The organism is Brevibacterium sp. OS20 (assembly GCF_056837565.1).
In genome coordinates, this window is sequence record NZ_CM166367.1 from 1,361,228 (window position 1) to 1,378,480 (window position 17,253).

General features: G+C 60.0%; 11 protein-coding genes and 3 rRNA genes. 6 read left to right on the plus strand and 8 right to left on the minus strand.

The genetic code is table 11. The annotated features are described in order from the left end of the window. Positions 1–89 precede the first annotated feature (89 nt). Together ACVZTU_RS05970 and ACVZTU_RS05975 are read right to left on the minus strand one after the other, a co-directional pair. Entirely contained in the window at positions 90–326 is a 237-nt protein-coding gene (locus tag ACVZTU_RS05970) for a CstA-like transporter-associated (seleno)protein (RefSeq protein ID WP_181271771.1), read from the minus strand. After that, on the minus strand, positions 323–2,545 hold the full coding sequence (locus ACVZTU_RS05975) for a carbon starvation CstA family protein (protein ID WP_446655852.1): 2,223 nt from the start codon (positions 2,543–2,545) through the stop codon (positions 323–325). Before ACVZTU_RS05975 ends, ACVZTU_RS05970 begins: the two co-directional genes overlap by 4 nt. Positions 2,546–2,788: 243 nt before the next feature. On the opposite strand from ACVZTU_RS05975, the gene trpS reads away from it, so the two are divergent. Further along, positions 2,789–3,787: a tryptophan--tRNA ligase gene (gene trpS, locus ACVZTU_RS05980; RefSeq protein WP_139468534.1), complete on the plus strand. Its 999-nt coding sequence runs from the start codon at positions 2,789–2,791 to the stop codon at positions 3,785–3,787. Positions 3,788–3,789: 2 nt separating this feature from the next. Further along, positions 3,790–4,839, plus strand: coding sequence for an App1 family protein (locus tag ACVZTU_RS05985; protein WP_139468533.1), 1,050 nt, complete (start codon positions 3,790–3,792; stop codon positions 4,837–4,839). A 109-nt stretch (positions 4,840–4,948) separates the two neighbouring features. Here ACVZTU_RS05985 and ACVZTU_RS05990 read toward each other — a convergent pair whose 3' ends face one another. The 5 genes from ACVZTU_RS05990 to ACVZTU_RS06010 all read right to left on the minus strand — a co-directional run bounded on the left by ACVZTU_RS05990 (position 4,949) and on the right by ACVZTU_RS06010 (position 9,736). Continuing rightward, positions 4,949–5,920, minus strand: a complete 972-nt coding sequence (locus ACVZTU_RS05990; RefSeq protein ID WP_376907243.1) for an NAD(P)H-dependent flavin oxidoreductase — start codon at positions 5,918–5,920, stop codon at positions 4,949–4,951. 169 nt (positions 5,921–6,089) lie between these two features. Then, positions 6,090–6,866, minus strand: coding sequence for an enoyl-CoA hydratase (locus ACVZTU_RS05995; protein WP_139468531.1), 777 nt, complete (start codon positions 6,864–6,866; stop codon positions 6,090–6,092). After that, complete coding sequence (locus ACVZTU_RS06000; protein ID WP_482401572.1) at positions 6,863–7,918, minus strand: enoyl-CoA hydratase/isomerase family protein; 1,056 nt, start codon at positions 7,916–7,918, stop codon at positions 6,863–6,865. Before ACVZTU_RS06000 ends, ACVZTU_RS05995 begins: the two co-directional genes overlap by 4 nt. A gap of 1 nt (position 7,919) precedes the next feature. Then, a complete protein-coding gene (locus tag ACVZTU_RS06005; RefSeq protein WP_139468529.1) occupies positions 7,920–9,086 on the minus strand; it encodes an acyl-CoA dehydrogenase family protein in 1,167 nt (388 codons plus the stop codon). A 134-nt stretch (positions 9,087–9,220) separates the two neighbouring features. Further along, a complete protein-coding gene (locus ACVZTU_RS06010) occupies positions 9,221–9,736 on the minus strand; it encodes a MarR family winged helix-turn-helix transcriptional regulator (RefSeq protein WP_259357217.1) in 516 nt (171 codons plus the stop codon). A 52-nt stretch (positions 9,737–9,788) separates the two neighbouring features. On the opposite strand from ACVZTU_RS06010, the gene ACVZTU_RS06015 reads away from it, so the two are divergent. From ACVZTU_RS06015 to rrf, 4 genes are all read left to right on the plus strand, one after another. Beyond that, on the plus strand, positions 9,789–10,463 hold the full coding sequence (locus ACVZTU_RS06015; protein ID WP_374990257.1) for an SOS response-associated peptidase: 675 nt from the start codon (positions 9,789–9,791) through the stop codon (positions 10,461–10,463). Positions 10,464–11,032: 569 nt separating this feature from the next. Then, positions 11,033–12,560, plus strand: a 16S ribosomal RNA gene (locus ACVZTU_RS06020). A gap of 422 nt (positions 12,561–12,982) precedes the next feature. Then, positions 12,983–16,103, plus strand: a 23S ribosomal RNA gene (locus ACVZTU_RS06025). A 185-nt stretch (positions 16,104–16,288) separates the two neighbouring features. Then, positions 16,289–16,407, plus strand: a 5S ribosomal RNA gene (gene rrf, locus ACVZTU_RS06030). Together the 16S, 23S and 5S rRNA genes form the textbook arrangement of a ribosomal RNA operon. 135 nt (positions 16,408–16,542) lie before the next feature. Here the strand turns inward: rrf and ACVZTU_RS06035 are convergent. Continuing rightward, positions 16,543–17,208 carry a GNAT family N-acetyltransferase gene (locus ACVZTU_RS06035; RefSeq protein WP_482401573.1) on the minus strand — a complete coding sequence of 222 codons (666 nt, stop codon included), beginning with the start codon at positions 17,206–17,208 and terminating at the stop codon, positions 16,543–16,545. Positions 17,209–17,253 lie beyond the last annotated feature (45 nt).

Genomic DNA, 17,253 nt, shown 5'->3' on the forward strand with positions numbered 1-17,253 from the left:
GAAGAGCCCGGGGCTCAGGACGAAATGTCCTGAGCCCCGGGCTCTTTGCTGTCCTCTCTGCGTTCAGAGACGCAGGCAGCTTCAGAGTCTCAACAGCAGCGGGCCTTGGGATTGCGGTCCTGCTCATCGGTGAGATCTCGCCAGAAGGCCTTCTCCTCCATCGCCCCCTCCCGGGTGCCGTGGCGGCGCTCGTAGGATTCGAGGTAGTGGATATAGGCGTTCTCGCCCATGATCTCCTTGAGGTACCAGTGGAGCCAGGCCCCGCCTCGGCGCAGGGATCCCCACGGATCGCTGGCGATGCGGGCGAGCGGATGTGCGGTGCTCATTCCTTCTGCCTTCCTGCTGCGTGTTCGTCCCACTGCGCCTGCAGCTCGCGCTCGGGCTTGCGAGCGATGAGACCGGCCGGAGCGAACATCTTCGTCTCGACGAAGGGCTCCTCCGTCGTCGGCAGGGACCCCTTCCTGATGGCCTCGATGGACTTCCAGACTGCCATGACGACGACCATCGCGACAAGAAGTGCGAAGACGATCGACAGGGTGCCCTGGACGAACGTGTTGCGCACGACTGCGCTCATCGCCGCGACGCCCTCGGTATTGCCCATCGAGGTCTCTCCGGCGGCCAGCGCGTCCTTGTATGCGAAGTGCTGAGCCCAGTAGCCGAGCTTCGGGTCGGAGGAGAAGATCTTCTGCCACGAGGCGACCATCGTGACCACCAGATCCCAGACCAGCGGGATGCCGGGGATCCAGGCCCACTTGGCCAGACCCATCTTGCACACGATGGCGAAGACGACGGCCAGGGCAATCGCGGCCAGCAGCTGGTTCGAGATGCCGAAGAGCGGGAACAGCGTATTGATTCCGCCGAGGGGGTCGGTGACTCCCATAAGCAGGATCGATCCCCAGGCGGCTACCATGATGGCCGTCGTCAGCCACGCACCTGGAGTCCACGAGGGGTCCCGGAACTTCTTCGAGAAGTTGCCGAGCGCATCCGAGAGCATGAAACGGGCCACGCGGGTACCCGCATCGATCGTGGTGAGGATGAACAGGGCCTCGAACATCACGGCGAAGTGGTACCAGAAAGACATCCAGGCCGGCCCGCCGAAGACGTTGTGGAGGATGTGCGCCATTCCCATCGCCAGCGTCGGGGCGCCGCCGGTGCGAGAGACGATGCTCTCCTCACCGACGTCTTTGGCCGCCTGATCGAGGATCTCCGGACTCGTCTCCACCCCGGACATGCCCAAGGAGTTGTTGATGAAGTCCGCTGCGCCCTGCACTGTTCCGCCGGTGAGCGGTTCGGCGGCATTCATCGCGAAGTAGAGGCCCTTGTCGAGGCAGATCGCGGCGACCAGCGCCATGATGGCGACGAAGGACTCCATGAGCATGCCGCCGTAGCCGATGAGGCGAGCCTGCGTCTCCTTCTCGATGAGCTTCGGAGTCGTGCCTGAGGAGATGAGAGCGTGGAAGCCCGACAAAGCTCCACAGGCGATGGTGATGAACAGGAACGGGAACAGGGCACCGGCGAACGCCGGACCGGCCGAGTTGAACGCGAATTCGGTCAGCGCAGGCATCTGCACGGTCGGGTTGACGATGAGGATGCCCACAGCCAGCAGCACGATGGTGCCGATCTTCATGAATGTCGACAGGTAGTCGCGCGGTGCCAGCAGCACCCACACCGGAAGCACGGCGGCGAGGAATCCGTAGATCATCAGGCACCAGGCCAGAGTCACCTTGTCGAGGTGGAAGATCTCGGACCAGAACGGCGAGCTGTGGACCCAACCGCCGGCGATGATCGCGATGACGAGCAGCACGATGCCGATGACCGAGGTCTCGACGACCTTGCCGGGGCGCAGGTAGCGCATGTAGATGCCCATGAACACAGCGATCGGGATGGTCATCGCAATGGAGAAGACGCCCCAGGGACTTTCGGCCAGCGCGTTGATGATGACGACGCCGAGGACCGCGATGAGGATGACCATGATGAGGATGATGCCGATGGAGGCGATGATTCCGCCCGTTCGACCGAGCTCATCGCGAGTCATCTGTCCCAGCGATCGGCCGTTGCGGCGCATGGAGAAGAACAGCACCATATAGTCCTGGACACCGCCGGCGAGCACGACGCCGAAGACGATCCACAGGGTTCCGGGCAGGTAGCCCATCTGGGCTGCGAGGATCGGTCCCACGAGGGGGCCGGCACCGGAGATTGCGGCGAAGTGGTGGCCGAACAGGACCCGGCGGTCGGTCGGCGCGAAATCGCGGCCGTTGTCGTTGAGTTCTGCCGGGGTGGCTCGCTTCGGGTTCGGGCGGCAGATCTTCCATTCGATGAGCTTCGCGTAGAAGCGGAAGCCGATGAGGTAGCTGCCGACGGCTGCGGCGACGAACCAGCTGGCCGACAGCTCTTCACCGCGCACGAACGCGATCATCGACCAGCCCGCGCCGGCGATGAGGGCGATGGCCACCCACAGCACGATCTTCGCCGGTGTCCAGCGTGGCTTCTCGACCACGGCGACCGGCGGAAGGTCGCCCTCGGTCTTGATGTATTCGACCGACATAGTCCTCCTCCTTGAGAGACGACGCATCAGGTCCGTAGGAGATGACGCGTCGGGATTGTTGAGTTCTCAGCATGATCAGACCTTCGCTGGCCGCTGCTCGACAGATGTTCGAGAACTGGGAGACACCTTGGCGAATCATGTGATCTGGTACGAACTATACCGCTGGTCCGCGGCCGAGCGTGATCTCCGACACCAGACCGGACGCCTGAACAGACCCGACAGGGGAGATGGCATCATAGGACTATGACGAACTCTTCACAGCCACGCACTGTCTCAGGTATCCAAGCCACCTCCGATTCCCTTCATCTCGGCAACTACATCGGAGCCCTGCAGCAGTTCGTGACTCACCAGGAGTCGCACGATGCCTTCTACTTCATCGCGAACATGCACGCGATCACCGTCGAGCAGGACCCGGCCGAACTGCGGGAACGCACCCTGCGCACGGCCGCGCAGTTCATCGCCGCCGGTCTCGATCCGGAGAAGTCGACGATCTTCGTCCAGTCCCAGGTGCCCGCCCATCCGCAGCTGTCCTGGGTCCTCGAATGCACCACCTCGATGGGTGAGGCCAGCCGGATGACCCAGTTCAAGGACAAGTCCGCGAAGCAGGAGCATGTGTCCCTGGGGCTGCTCACCTACCCGGCGCTGATGGCCGCCGACATCCTCCTGTACAACCCGCAGCTCGTTCCCGTCGGTGAGGACCAGCGCCAGCACCTCGAGCTGACCCGCAACCTCGCCGAACGCTTCAACTATCGGTTCGGCAAGACCTTCACCGTCCCCGAGGCGCAGATCCTCAAGGCGACCGCGAAGATCTATGACCTGCAGAATCCGGGCGCGAAGATGTCGAAGTCCCAGCCCAGCCCGCAGGGACGCATCGACATCCTCGACGATGCGAAGGCCCTGACGAAGAAGATCAAGTCCGCCGTGACCGACGACGGAACCGAGATCGCCTTCGACCCGGAGAACAAGCCGGGAGTGTCGAATCTGCTGACGATCTATTCCTCCCTGACCTCACGTTCGGTCGACGAAATCGTCGCCGAGTACGAAGGGAAGATGTACGGTCACCTCAAGGTCGACCTCGCCGAGGTGGCTGTGGAGACCCTGACACCGGTGCGGGAGCGGACGCTGGAGCTCCTCGAGGACCGGACCCAGCTGCAGGCGATCCTCGATCGCGGGGCGGAGAAGGCCAGCGCCATCGCCGAGGCGACCCTGCGCGAGGTCTATGACAAGATCGGCTTCATCTGATCGTGGCGAAGAAGAAACCCGAAGAGGGGCCGCTCAACCTCACACCGGATATGCTCCACACTGCTGCGCGGGTGGAGGACCGGTTCAACGGCTGGATCCAGAATCGGGCCACAGACCACGCCTATCATCGCACCGTCATCGCCTACGACACCTACGGCGGGACCGGTTGGGTGCGGGTGCTCGGACGCCTGGTGCTCACCCCGAACGGTCAGCCGGCCGCCGATGTCCACGCGAGCATCCGCGGGTGGAAGTCCTTCGTCAGTGTGCCTCTGCCCAATGACACCGCATGGGTGCGCGTGAACGACGAAGAGCATATGGTCACCTCCGATCGCGGAGGAATCATCGACACCGTGATCCCCGGAGACTTCGAGCCGGGGGAGACGGAGATCGAACTGTGGACCGACGGCTCGCTCGTCGACTCTGCCGCTGTGCGCATCATCGGCGAGGACTCGACCTTCGGCATCATCTCCGATATCGACGATACGGTCATGGTCACTTCGCTGCCGCGTCCCTTCCTCGCCGCGTGGAACACCTTCGTCCTCAGCGAGCATGCGAGGTCCCCGGTGGCGGGAATGGCCGTGCTCTATGACCGGATCACCTTCATGCGCCCGGACACTCCGATGGTCTATCTGTCGACGGGGGCGTGGAACTCTGCCTTGACGCTCAAGCGCTTCCTGTCCCGCAACCTCTATCCGATGGGCCCGCTGCTGCTCACCGACTGGGGTCCGACGACGACTCGGGTGTTCCGGTCAGGCAAGGAGCACAAACGCAATTCGCTGGAACGTCTGGCCAGGGAGTTCCCGTGGATGAAGTGGCTGCTCATCGGTGACGACGGGCAGAACGACGAGGAGATCTACGGGGAGTTCGTCGAGAATCATCCGAAGAATGTCGCCGCCGTGGCAATCCGACAGCTCACCGTCGGTGAGGCCGTGTGGGCCGGTGGACGGTCGAAGCGCCACGGTCGCGGCCAAGGCGTGCCGTGGATCTACGCCCCTGACGGTGCCGGTCTGGCCTCTCGTCTGACGGAACGAGGAATCATCTCGACGATCTGAACGGAACCTCACCGCTACCTGACGGCGGCCCAGCAACCTCGCGCGAGGTTGCTGGGCCGCCGTCAGGTAGCAATTGGTGCTGAGGTGGTCTTTGAGGCGCTCGGTCGGATCAGCCCAGCTGCGCCTGCAGCTGCTGCTTCGCCTCGTCGAACTGAGCAGCGAATGTCTCGACGAGCTCTGCGGTCGTCCGCTGCTGGCCGAGCGCACCGATGCCCTGTCCCGAGCCCCAGATGTCCTTCCAGGCCTTCGAGTCCGAACCCGAAGACGAGCTGAAGTCCATCTTCGTGGGATCGGCGTCGGGCAGATTGTCCGGGTCGAGGCCCGAGGCGACGATGGATCCGCGCAGGTAGTTGCCCTTCACACCGGTGAAGTAGTTCGAGTACACGACGTCGTCGGCGCCGGATTCGACGATCATCGTCCGGTAGTCGTCGACAACATTCGCCTCGGGCGTGGACAGAAAGGCCGAGCCGATGTAGGCGAAGTCGGCACCGGCGGCCAGAGCCGCAAGGATCGAACGGCCGTGGGCGATGGCGCCCGACAGCAGCAGGGGGCCATCGAACCAGGAGCGGATCTCCTGAACCAGGGCGAATGGCGACTGCGCCCCGGCGTGCCCGCCGGCACCGGCGGCCACGGCGATGACGCCGTCGGCGCCCTTCTCGACGGCCTTGTTGGCGAAGCGGTTGTTGATGACGTCGTGGAGGACGACACCGCCGTAGGAGTGGACGGCTTCGTTGACCTCCTCACGGGCACCGAGCGAGGTGATGACGATCGGCACTTGGTGGCGGACCACCTCGGCGAGGTCCTCCTCGAGGCGATTGTTCGACCGGTGGACGATGAGGTTGACTGCGAACGGAGCGGCGGGCTGCTGCGGATTCGCCGCAGAGTGGGCGGCGTTCGACTCGGAGATCTCATCGAGCCAGTCGGTCAGCTGCGAGGCGGGACGGGCGTTCAGCGATGGGAAGGATCCGACGATTCCGGCCTGGCACTGGGCCTTGACCAATTCGGGCCCCGAGGCAATGAACATGGGGGAGCCGACGACGGGCAGACGGAGTTGGGAGCGCAGATCGGTGAAGCTTGTCACGGTGCCTCCTTGCGAAGATGAATGCATACACTCACTCTAACTGAACGATTGTTAAATGCGATACGGAACACATTCTCTTTCGTCTCCTGGCCCGCATTTCGGCTGATCAGACGACGAAAGCGCAGACTCTCTGAGGAGTCTGCGCCTTCGGCAGTGATAAGAAGCTGGATCAGGAATCCGTGAAGTTCGGGTCCCGCTTCTCGACGAAGGCGGCCATGCCCTCGGACTGATCATTCGTGGCCAGGGACGAATGGAAGAGTCGGCGCTCGTAGCGCAGTCCCTGCTCCAGGGTCGTCTCGAATGCGGTGTTCACCGCTTCCTTGACCATCGCCGAGGCGATGCGGGACTTCGACGCGATCGTCTGCGCGATCTCGTTCGCCGTGTCCAGGAGCGCTTCGGGTTCGACGATGCGGGCGACGAGTCCGGAACGTTCGGCCTCCTCGGCGCCCATCATCCGGCCTGTCAGGCACATGTCCATGGCCTTTGCCTTGCCGATGGCGCGGGTCAGTCGCTGCGATCCGCCCATGCCCGGGAGCACGCCGAGGTTGATCTCGGGCTGTCCGAACTTCGCCTTCGTCGACGCGATGAGGATGTCGCCCATCATCGCCAGTTCGCAGCCGCCGCCCAGGGCGTAGCCGCCGACGGCGGTGATGACGGGCTTGCGCACATCGGTCAGCCGGGTCCAACCGGCGAACCAGTCAGCTTTGTATGCGGTCGAGAAGTCGAGGCTCGACATCTCCTTGATATCTGCGCCGGCGGCGAAGGCCTTCTCGCTGCCGGTGATGATGATCGCTTTGATCGAATCGTCTGCGTCGTAGGCCGTCGCGGCATCTGTGATGTCGGTGAGCACCTGCAGATTGAGCGCGTTGAGCGCTTTCGGTCGGTTGATCGTGATGGTGGCGACGCCGTCGGCTACGTCGGTCAGGATGGTTTCGAATTCGCTCATGAGAACACCTTGTCTTCGTGGTCGGTGGTGAGGATGGACTGGACCTGTTCGTCGGAGACCTCGGCCAGCGAGCCGGGACTCCACTGCGGGTTGCGGTCCTTGTCGATGACCTGCGCGCGGATACCCTCCTTGAGGTCCGGCAGGCCGGTGAGCGTGACGGCGACCCGGTAGTCCTGTTCGAGGACGTCGGCCAGGTTCATCGATGCGGCGTTCCTGATCGCAGCCAGGGTCACCTTCACCGAAGTGGGGGCCTTCGTGCCGATGAGCTCAGCGGTGGCCTGGGCATCGGGGTTCTCGTGCGCGGCGAGAGCCGCGACGATGGCTTCGGCGTCGTCGCCGGCGAAGCAGGCGTTGATCCAGTCGGCCGCCTCGGCGAGTTCGTTGTCCGTAACATCGGTTGAATATCGGCCGATGACCGCGTCGAGGTCCTCGCCATCGGTGAGCTCGGCGATGAGATCGGGGATCTGCGCGTCAGGGACGAAGTAGTCGGCGAGGCCCAGTGCGATCGCAGTGCCGGCCCCGACGGGCTGCCCGGTCAGCGCAAGGTGGGTGCCGAGCTCTCCGGGGGCGTTGGCCAGCAGGTGGGTGCCGCCGACGTCTGGGAAGAGCCCGATTCCGGTCTCCGGCATTCCGACCTTCGTCGAATCGGTGACGATGCGGTGCGATCCGTGTCCGGAGATGCCGACTCCGCCGCCCATCGTGATGCCGTTCATGATGACGACGTAGGGCTTGGGGAACTCAGAGATTGCGAAGTTCATCTTGTATTCGCGGTTCCAGAATCTCGCGTTCTCATCGCTGCCGGCCACGATGTCGTTGTACACGGCCTTGATGTCGCCGCCCGCACACAGACCGCGTTCCCCGCGACCGGTGACGAGGACGAGGTTGACCGCTTCGTCGTCGCGCCATGCGTTGAGGGCGTCATCGATGGCACCCACCATGTCCTGGCTGAGCGCATTGATCAGCTTCGGTCGGTTGAGTTCGATTCGGCCGACCCCGTTGTTTACCGAGGTGATGACGGAGGCGTCCGCCTGCTCTGCCGAAGGTTCTGTCATATCAGCCCACTCCTGTGCTCTTGCGCGAGATGATCACGCGCATGATTTCGTTGGTGCCTTCCAGAATCTGGTGGACTCGCAGGTCACGCACCAGCTTCTCAATTCCATACTCTGTCAGATAGCCGTAGCCGCCGTGCAACTGGAGTGCCCTGTTCGCGACATCGAAACCGGTGTCGGTGGCCTTGAGCTTGGCCATGGCCGAGAGCAGAGAGGTGTTCGGATCGCCTGCGTCATAGGCTCCTGCGGCCCGCCACAGCAGGGAGCGAGCACCCTCGAGGTCGGCCTGCATCTGCGCGACCTCGAAGCGCAGAGCCTGGAATCCGGAGAGCTCGGTGCCGAAGGCCTGGCGCTCACCCATATAGGCGATGGCCTTCTCGAGCGCGGCCTGACCGCCGCCGAGCGAGCAGGCGCCGATGTTGAGACGTCCGCCGTCGAGTCCGGACATCGCGATCTTGAAGCCTTGGCCGGGCGCGCCGAGCATGTTCTCCTTCGGAACCCGCACGTTCTCCATGATCACCTGTCGGGTCGGCTGTGCGCGCCAGCCCATCTTCTGCTCATTGGGGCCGAAGCTCAGACCCTCCATACCCTTCTCGAGGATGAAGGCGGAGATTCCACGCGCTCCGTCCTGGCCTGTACGGGCCATGACGAGGTAGGTATCCGAGGTGCCGGCGCCGGAGATGAACTGCTTGACTCCGTTGAGCACATAGTGGTCGCCGTCCTCACGGGCGGAGGTGCGCAGGGCGGCCGCATCGGAGCCGGCATTGGGTTCGGTCAGGCAGTAGCTGCCGAGGTGCTCCATGGAGACGAGCTTCTCGAGGTACGTCGTCTTCTGCTCGTCGTTGCCGAACTTGTCGATCATCCACGCGACCATGTTGTGGATGGAGATATAGGCGGCGACGGAGGGGCATCCGGTCGACATCGCTTCGAAGATCAGCGCTGCGTCCATCCGGCCCATTCCGGTTCCGCCGGACTCCTCGCTGACGTAGATGCCGCCCATTCCGAGTTCGGCAGACTTCCTGATGACGTCGACGGGGAAGAAGTGTTCGGCATCCCATTGGAGGGCGTGTGGGGCGACTTCGGTATCGGCGAACTCACGCACCATCCCGGCGACGGTCTGCTGTTCGTCGGTGAGACCGAAAGGTAGGGCAGCGGCTGTACTGCGGGACATGATTCCTCCAAGAATCGGACGCTTATTCGGTGATCGACACCACGATACGTCCATATTACTTGGACATCCAACTAATTTCTCGCCGAGGCGGCCCCGATGACCGATGGTCCGTTCGGCGGCCGGCTTCGGTCGGCTCAGGCGCCGGCTTCGAGTCCCGAGCGCAGTGTTTCGAGATGGGGGAGCAGAGAGTCGAGGTCGATACCGGAGAAATCGGGGGAGGAGAAGACCTCGGCGTTGAGCGCCTTCGTTGCTTGTGCGGCGAGCTCGCGACCGGCATCAGTGAGGTCGACGAGCGTCGTCCGGCGATCATCGGGGTGGCTGCGTCTGGCGACGAGGCCGGCCTTCTCGAGGCGGTCGACAGAGTTCGTCGTCGAGGTCGCATGCACCTGCAGTCGAGCGGAGATCTTCGACATCGGCAGGGTCCCGGCTCGTGTGAAGGATAGGAGAGTGAGCACCTCATAGCGCGAGAACGTCAGCGCGAAGGGCTTGAGGGCGGCATCGACTCGGGCCAGGAACAGCTGGTGGATCCTCATCACTGAGATCACTGTCGTCATTCCATCGGCTGCATCGTCCCATCCGTGGGCCAGCCATTGTCGACGGGACTCTTCGATCGGGTCGAACCCCGTACTTGTATTCTTTTCTGCCGCCATTGTCGACAGTGTAGTGAAGTGAGAAGATGGGCGCATGTGCGGTCGACTCAATATGTCTCTCGATCCGGCGGATCTCGCTGATGAGCTGCGGTTGGATGTCGTCTCCTATGACTACGCGCCGCGCTTCAATGTCCCCCCGGGGTCATTCGTGCCGATCGTCGTCGAACGACTCGACGAGGATGGTCAGCTACATCGCCGACTCGAAACCGCGTCCTGGGGGCTGGTGCCGGCGTGGGCGAAAGATCCCAAAATCGGCTTCAAGGCATTCAATGCCCGTTCCGAGACAGTGCTCGAGAAGCCGATGTTCCGACAGGCCATCCGACGTCGTCGCTGTGTTCTGCCGATTCCGGGCTATTACGAATGGGAGAACACTGAAGACGGCAAGCAGCCATGGATGATGACCGCTGCCGGCGAGGACCCCCTCTTCATGGCGGGACTCTTCGAGTTCTGGAAACAGCCGGATGAGACCTGGTTGGTCTCCACGACGATCCTGACGATGGAGTCCGCGGGGCACCTCAGCGAAGTCCACCATCGGATGCCCGTGTTCCTCGGGCGCGACCAGATCAGTGACTGGATCGACCCTGGAGTCCTGACGAATGATGTGCCGGACCTGTTGGCGGCGACACATGATCAGGTTGATCCCGCCAGCGTCACTCGGCACAAGGTCGGCAAAGCGGTCGGAAACGTCCGCAACGATTCTCCCGAACTCGCCGAACCCGTGGCGTAGGTCTCTCTTAACGCTGTGCGGCGGAGACGTTCGCCCGAGATCTCGGGGTCTTTCGGAGTGGGGGAGTGGGCACGTGCGAAGCGGTTTTGCAGGTGGCCGAAGATGTGTGTATTGTTGTCCAGGTTGCCAGGCCGCAAGGAACGGCAACAGTCGCTCTGATCGGGAACGATACGGGCAAACCGAAGATGAACTTCGAGTTGCGCGGATCGGAACAACCATGTAGAGTAGACATCCGCTGGCACAGCGAGTCGCAAGACGAAAAGTGCAAACAGAAACTGATACCCCCAGTGAACATGCTGCGTATTTGTGTGGTGTGGTGATGGGTGTGTGTTTGTGGTTTGAGAATCCAATAGCGTGTTTGTTTGAACAAGTTGTGATGCCAGAACATTTTTATTTTCTGGTAAGACAATCACCTGGCCAAACATTGGTTCACCTGTGGTGGGTGGTTCTTCGCCGAACCTCTCGCATCACATGGGTGGATGGTGTGTTTGGTTAGTATTTTTTGGTCAACCTTCTCACCCCGTGAGGGGTTGGCTGTCTTGCTGGGATTCATTCGTAACATAAAGTTTTTTATGGAGAGTTTGATCCTGGCTCAGGACGAACGCTGGCTGCGTGCTTAACACATGCAAGTCGAACGCTGAAGCCGACAGCTTGCTGTTGGTGGATGAGTGGCGAACGGGTGAGTAACACGTGAGTAACCTGCCCCTGATTTCGGGATAAGCCTGGGAAACTGGGTCTAATACCGGATATGACCAATCCTTGCATGAGGGTTGGTGGAAAGTTTTTCGATCGGGGATGGGCTCGCGGCCTATCAGCTTGTTGGTGGGGTAATGGCCTACCAAGGCGACGACGGGTAGCCGGCCTGAGAGGGCGACCGGCCACACTGGGACTGAGACACGGCCCAGACTCCTACGGGAGGCAGCAGTGGGGAATATTGCACAATGGGGGAAACCCTGATGCAGCGACGCAGCGTGCGGGATGACGGCCTTCGGGTTGTAAACCGCTTTCAGCAGGGAAGAAGCGAAAGTGACGGTACCTGCAGAAGAAGTACCGGCTAACTACGTGCCAGCAGCCGCGGTAATACGTAGGGTACGAGCGTTGTCCGGAATTATTGGGCGTAAAGAGCTCGTAGGTGGTTGGTCACGTCTGCTGTGGAAACGCAACGCTTAACGTTGCGCGTGCAGTGGGTACGGGCTGACTAGAGTGCAGTAGGGGAGTCTGGAATTCCTGGTGTAGCGGTGAAATGCGCAGATATCAGGAGGAACACCGGTGGCGAAGGCGGGACTCTGGGCTGTAACTGACACTGAGGAGCGAAAGCATGGGGAGCGAACAGGATTAGATACCCTGGTAGTCCATGCCGTAAACGTTGGGCACTAGGTGTGGGGGACATTCCACGTTCTCCGCGCCGTAGCTAACGCATTAAGTGCCCCGCCTGGGGAGTACGGTCGCAAGGCTAAAACTCAAAGGAATTGACGGGGGCCCGCACAAGCGGCGGAGCATGCGGATTAATTCGATGCAACGCGAAGAACCTTACCAAGGCTTGACATACACTGGACCGTTCTGGAAACAGTTCTTCTCTTTGGAGCTGGTGTACAGGTGGTGCATGGTTGTCGTCAGCTCGTGTCGTGAGATGTTGGGTTAAGTCCCGCAACGAGCGCAACCCTCGTTCTATGTTGCCAGCACGTGATGGTGGGAACTCATAGGAGACTGCCGGGGTCAACTCGGAGGAAGGTGGGGATGACGTCAAATCATCATGCCCTTTATGTCTTGGGCTTCACGCATGCTACAATGGCTGGTACAGAGAGAGGCGAACCCGTGAGGGTAAGCGAATCCCTTAAAGCCAGTCTCAGTTCGGATCGTAGTCTGCAATTCGACTACGTGAAGTCGGAGTCGCTAGTAATCGCAGATCAGCAACGCTGCGGTGAATACGTTCCCGGGCCTTGTACACACCGCCCGTCAAGTCACGAAAGTCGGTAACACCCGAAGCCGGTGTCCCAACCCACTTGTGGGAGGGGGCCGTCTAAGGTGGGACTGGTGATTGGGACTAAGTCGTAACAAGGTAGCCGTACCGGAAGGTGCGGCTGGATCACCTCCTTTCTAAGGAGCACACATTAAGATCCTCATGGCATGACCCGTCTGTGGTCATCATGAGAGCTCAAGGGTGGAACATCACTTCTTCCGCTTGCCCACACAGCCCGGCTGGGGTCAATGCCCCGGGTGCGGTGAGTGATCGGGTGGGCTAGAACGAACACGTTATTGGGTCCTGGAATCACAAACCCCACACGATTGTGTGGGTGTGGTTTCAACCAACAGGACCAACCCGACCAACAGGCAGCAGCGTGAAGCGGTTGTGTGGTGGTGGGTGTTTGGTAGTGGTTTGAGAATCGTATAGTGGACGCGAGCATCAAACACCATATTTGTGTGGTGTTTATGTAATGTGATTTTTCTTGTCATCATCTAGTTAAGGTGAATGAAACAATATTTTTCGCGCACATGAAGCTGGTCCCTTTTTGGGGGTTGGGTGAGTGTGTAAGAGCGCATGGTGGATGCCTTGGCATCAGGAGCCGATGAAGGACGTGGAAATCTGCGATAAGCCTCGGGGAGCCGATAAACAGGCGTTGATCCGAGGGTCTCCGAATGGGGAAACCCCGCCACTCGTGAGGGTGGTGACCCGTGTCTGAATATATAGGGCATGTGGAGGGAACGCGGGGAAGTGAAACATCTCAGTACCCGCAGGAAGAGAAAATAACAATGATTCCGGGAGTAGTGGCGAGCGAAACTGGATGAGCCTAAACCTGTGCAGTGTCAAGCGTGCTGGTGTTGCTGCAGGGGTGTTGTGGGGTGTACGTGGTCCGGTCCAGCATGACCGGTCTGTGAGTGTTGTTGGTGTAGTCGAACCTGGTGGGAAACAGGACCGGAGTGGGTGAGAGTCCCGTAGACGAAACGCTGACTGTTCGCAGTGTGTGCATGCCCGAGTAGCACGGAACTCGTGGAATTTCGTGTGAATCTGCCAGGACCACCTGGTAAGGCTAAATACTTCCTGATGACCGATAGCGGATAAGTACCGTGAGGGAATGGTGAAAAGTACCCCGGGAGGGGAGTGAAAGAGTACCTGAAACCATGTGCTTACAATCCGTCAGAGCAGTATCTAGATGACTGTGATGGCGTGCCTTTTGAAGAATGAGCCTGCGAGTTAGCGGTGCGTGGCGAGGTTAACCCGTGTGGGGTAGCCGTAGCGAAAGCGAGTCCGAATAGGGCGATCCTAGTCGCGTGTCCTAGACCCGAAGCGGAGTGATCTAGCCATGGGCAGGGTGAAGCGTGTGTAAGAGCGCGTGGAGGCCCGCACCCACTTCAGTTGAAAATGGAGGGGATGACCTGTGGTTAGGGGTGAAAGGCCAATCAAACTCTGTGATAGCTGGTTCTCCCCGAAATGCATTTAGGTGCAGCGTTGCGTGGTTCTTGCTGGAGGTAGAGCTACTGGATGGCTGATGGGCCCTACCGGGTTACTGACGTCAACTAAACTCCGAATGCCAGTCAAGGTTCAGCGTGGCAGTGAGACAGTGGGGGATAAGCTTCATTGTCGAGAGGGAAACAGCCCAGACCATCAACTAAGGCCCCTAAGCGTGTGCTCAGTGGGAAAGGATGTTCAGTTGCGAAGACAACCAGGAGGTTGGCTTAGAAGCAGCCACCCTTGAAAGAGTGCGTAATAGCTCACTGGTCAAGTGATTGAGCGCCGATAATGTAGCGGGGCTAAGTACACCGCCGAAGTTGTGGCAGCACCACGTATAGCCGTAATGGTGTGGTGTTGGGTAGGGGAGCGTCGAGTTGCCGGAGAAGCTGCCGTGTGAACGAGTGGTGGAGGCGATTCGAGTGAGAATGCAGGCATGAGTAGCGAAAGACGGGTGAGAAACCCGTCCACCGGATGACCAAGGGTTCCAGGGCTAGGCTAATCCGCCCTGGGTAAGTCGGGACCTAAGGCGAGGCCGACAGGCGTAGTCGATGGACAACCAGTTGATATTCTGGTACCGACACACAACCGACAGTACCAAAACACACGATACTAACCCCGTGATGACCCCGTCAGGCCTTCGGGCCTGTGGTTGGGTTTGAGTGGGGGACCTGAGTGTGGAGTCGGTAAGCGTGAGGTGTGACGCAGAAAGGTAGCCAGGCCGTGCGATGGTAGTCACGGTCTAAGGTTGTAGCACGTGGGGGTAGGTAAATCCGTCCCCACATTTGAGTGTGAGAGCTGATGGGCGCCCCACATTGGTGGGGTGATCTGGTGATCCTCTGCTGCCGAGAAAAGCATCGACGTGAGGGTGTGTGTTGCCCGTACCCTATAACCGACACAGGTGGTCGAGTAGAGAATACTAAGGTGATCGAGAGAATCGTGGTTAAGGAACTCGGCAAAATGCCCCCGTAACTTCGGGAGAAGGGGGACCATCCCGGTGAACCCACCATGCGTGGGGATGTGCTGGTGGTGGTCGCAGAGGCCAGAGAGAAGCGACTGTTTATTAAAAACACAGGTCCGTGCGAAGATGTAAGTCGATGTATACGGACTGACGCCTGCCCGGTGCTGGAAGGTTAAGAGGACCTGTTAACCCACTTTGTGGGTGAAGCGGAGAATTTAAGCCCCAGTAAACGGCGGTGGTAACTATAACCATCCTAAGGTAGCGAAATTCCTTGTCGGGTAAGTTCCGACCTGCACGAATGGCGTAACGACTTCTCTGCTGTCTCAACCACGAACTCGGCGAAATTGCATTACGAGTAAAGATGCTCGTTACGCGCAGCAGGACGGAAAGACCCCGAGACCTTCACTATAGTTTGGTATTGGGATTCGGTGTGGTTTGTGTAGGATAGGTGGAAGACTGGGAAGCCCTGACGCTAGTTGGGGTGGAGTCGATCGGTGAAATACCACTCTGACCATAGTGGATTCCTTAACTTCGGACCCTGATCGGGTTCAGGGACAGTGCCTGATGGGTAGTTTAACTGGGGCGGTTGCCTCCTAAAGAGTAACGGAGGCGCCCAAAGGTTCCCTCAGCCTGGTTGGCAATCAGGTGTCGAGTGTAAGTGCACAAGGGAGCTTGACTGTGAGACGGACGTGTCGAGCAGGAGCGAAAGCTGGGACTAGTGACCCGGCCATGGCTTGTGGAAGCGTGGTCGCTCAACGGATAAAAGGTACCTCGGGGATAACAGGCTGATCTTGCCCAAGAGTCCATATCGACGGCATGGTTTGGCACCTCGATGTCGGCTCGTCGCATCCTGGGGCTGGAGTCGGTCCCAAGGGTTGGGCTGTTCGCCCATTAAAGCGGTACGCGAGCTGGGTTTAGAACGTCGTGAGACAGTTCGGTCCCTATCCGCTGCGTGCGTAGGAAATTTGTGGAGGTCTGTCCTTAGTACGAGAGGACCGGGACGGACGAACCTCTGGTGTGCCAGTTGTTCCGCCAGGAGCATGGCTGGTTGGCTACGTTCGGGATGGATAACCGCTGAAAGCATCTAAGCGGGAAGCCGGCTCCGAGATGAGATTTCCAACTGACTTTTGTCAGGGGAGGTGTCCTATAGATGATGGGGTTGATAGGCCGGGTATGGAAGCACTGTAAGGTGTGGAGTTGACTGGTACTAATACACCGATCACTCATCAACTTTTTCCCTTTAGTGGGGTTGGTGTGTGCGAAGAGTCTTTATTCGCCTTTCTGGTTGTGATGAGAGAATGCGCCCCGTTTTGTGGGGTGTGCATGACATAGTTTTGGTGTTCGCGTTCGCTGTGCGGTTCTTGGACCACTACCACCCAAACGTTTTGGGTTTGGGTGTGTGTGGTTTGTTGGTTTTGCGGTGGTGATAGTGGTGGGGAAACGCCCGGTTAACCGTTCCGATCCCGGTAGCTAAGCCCATTCGCGCTGATGGTACTGCAACTTGGTGGTTGTGGGAGAGTAAGTGACTGCCGCAATATTTTTTAGTGGTGATGGCCTCGTCCGACTGTGTTGGGCGGGGCCATTACTGTATTCACGAACGGGTGTGCTGCCGGTGGTTATTACTACCTGACGGGGGTACTGCTACCTGGCGCGGGGTTGCTGCGCCGCCGTCAGGTAGTAATAGTGAGGAAGGTTCGGAAGGCTTCGGCGCCGGTGACTTGTAGGTCACTGTCTGTGTGGACGTAGTCCTCGGCGCGGAGCACCATGCGGTGTTCGGTCAGGACCGTGCCGTTCTGACCGACAGCGCTTCGATCACCATTGGGGGAGTAGCCGAGCTTCTCCGATACCCGCCGGCTGGCGTCATTGCCGTCGAAGTATGCTGTGTCGAATCGTGCGGCACCGAAGTATCTGGTGAAGGCTTCGATGATCATCCTTCGCATTCTGGTGCCGTATCCGCAGCCCTGTTCAGGCAGCGCCAACCATGATCCTGTCGAGACTGTCCTCGTGAGTGGAAACCGACGTCCGGTCACACCCTGAACTCCGATGGCGCGGCCATTGACCCTGACCGTGAACTCGATCGTCCACTCATCTACGGTGAAGTTCGCTCTAGTGGACCAGTGGTATTGAGCGAGGCTTCGTGCTACCTGCTCATCGGTGCCCGAGTCCCAATTGACGAGGAAGGCTTCGATTCCATCACGTCTCACTCCGCCTCGCGCGATCTGTGCGAGTTCCGGAATATCGGCCTCTCTTACGGGTGAGAGTTCCATATCATCTGATCGCAGATGAAGTGCGAACGGCGGCCAGATCTCCGAGATGTCCATGTGCCTTGTGCCCATTCTTTCGTGTTCAGTGGCCCTGGAACTGCGCGGAAGACTTATATC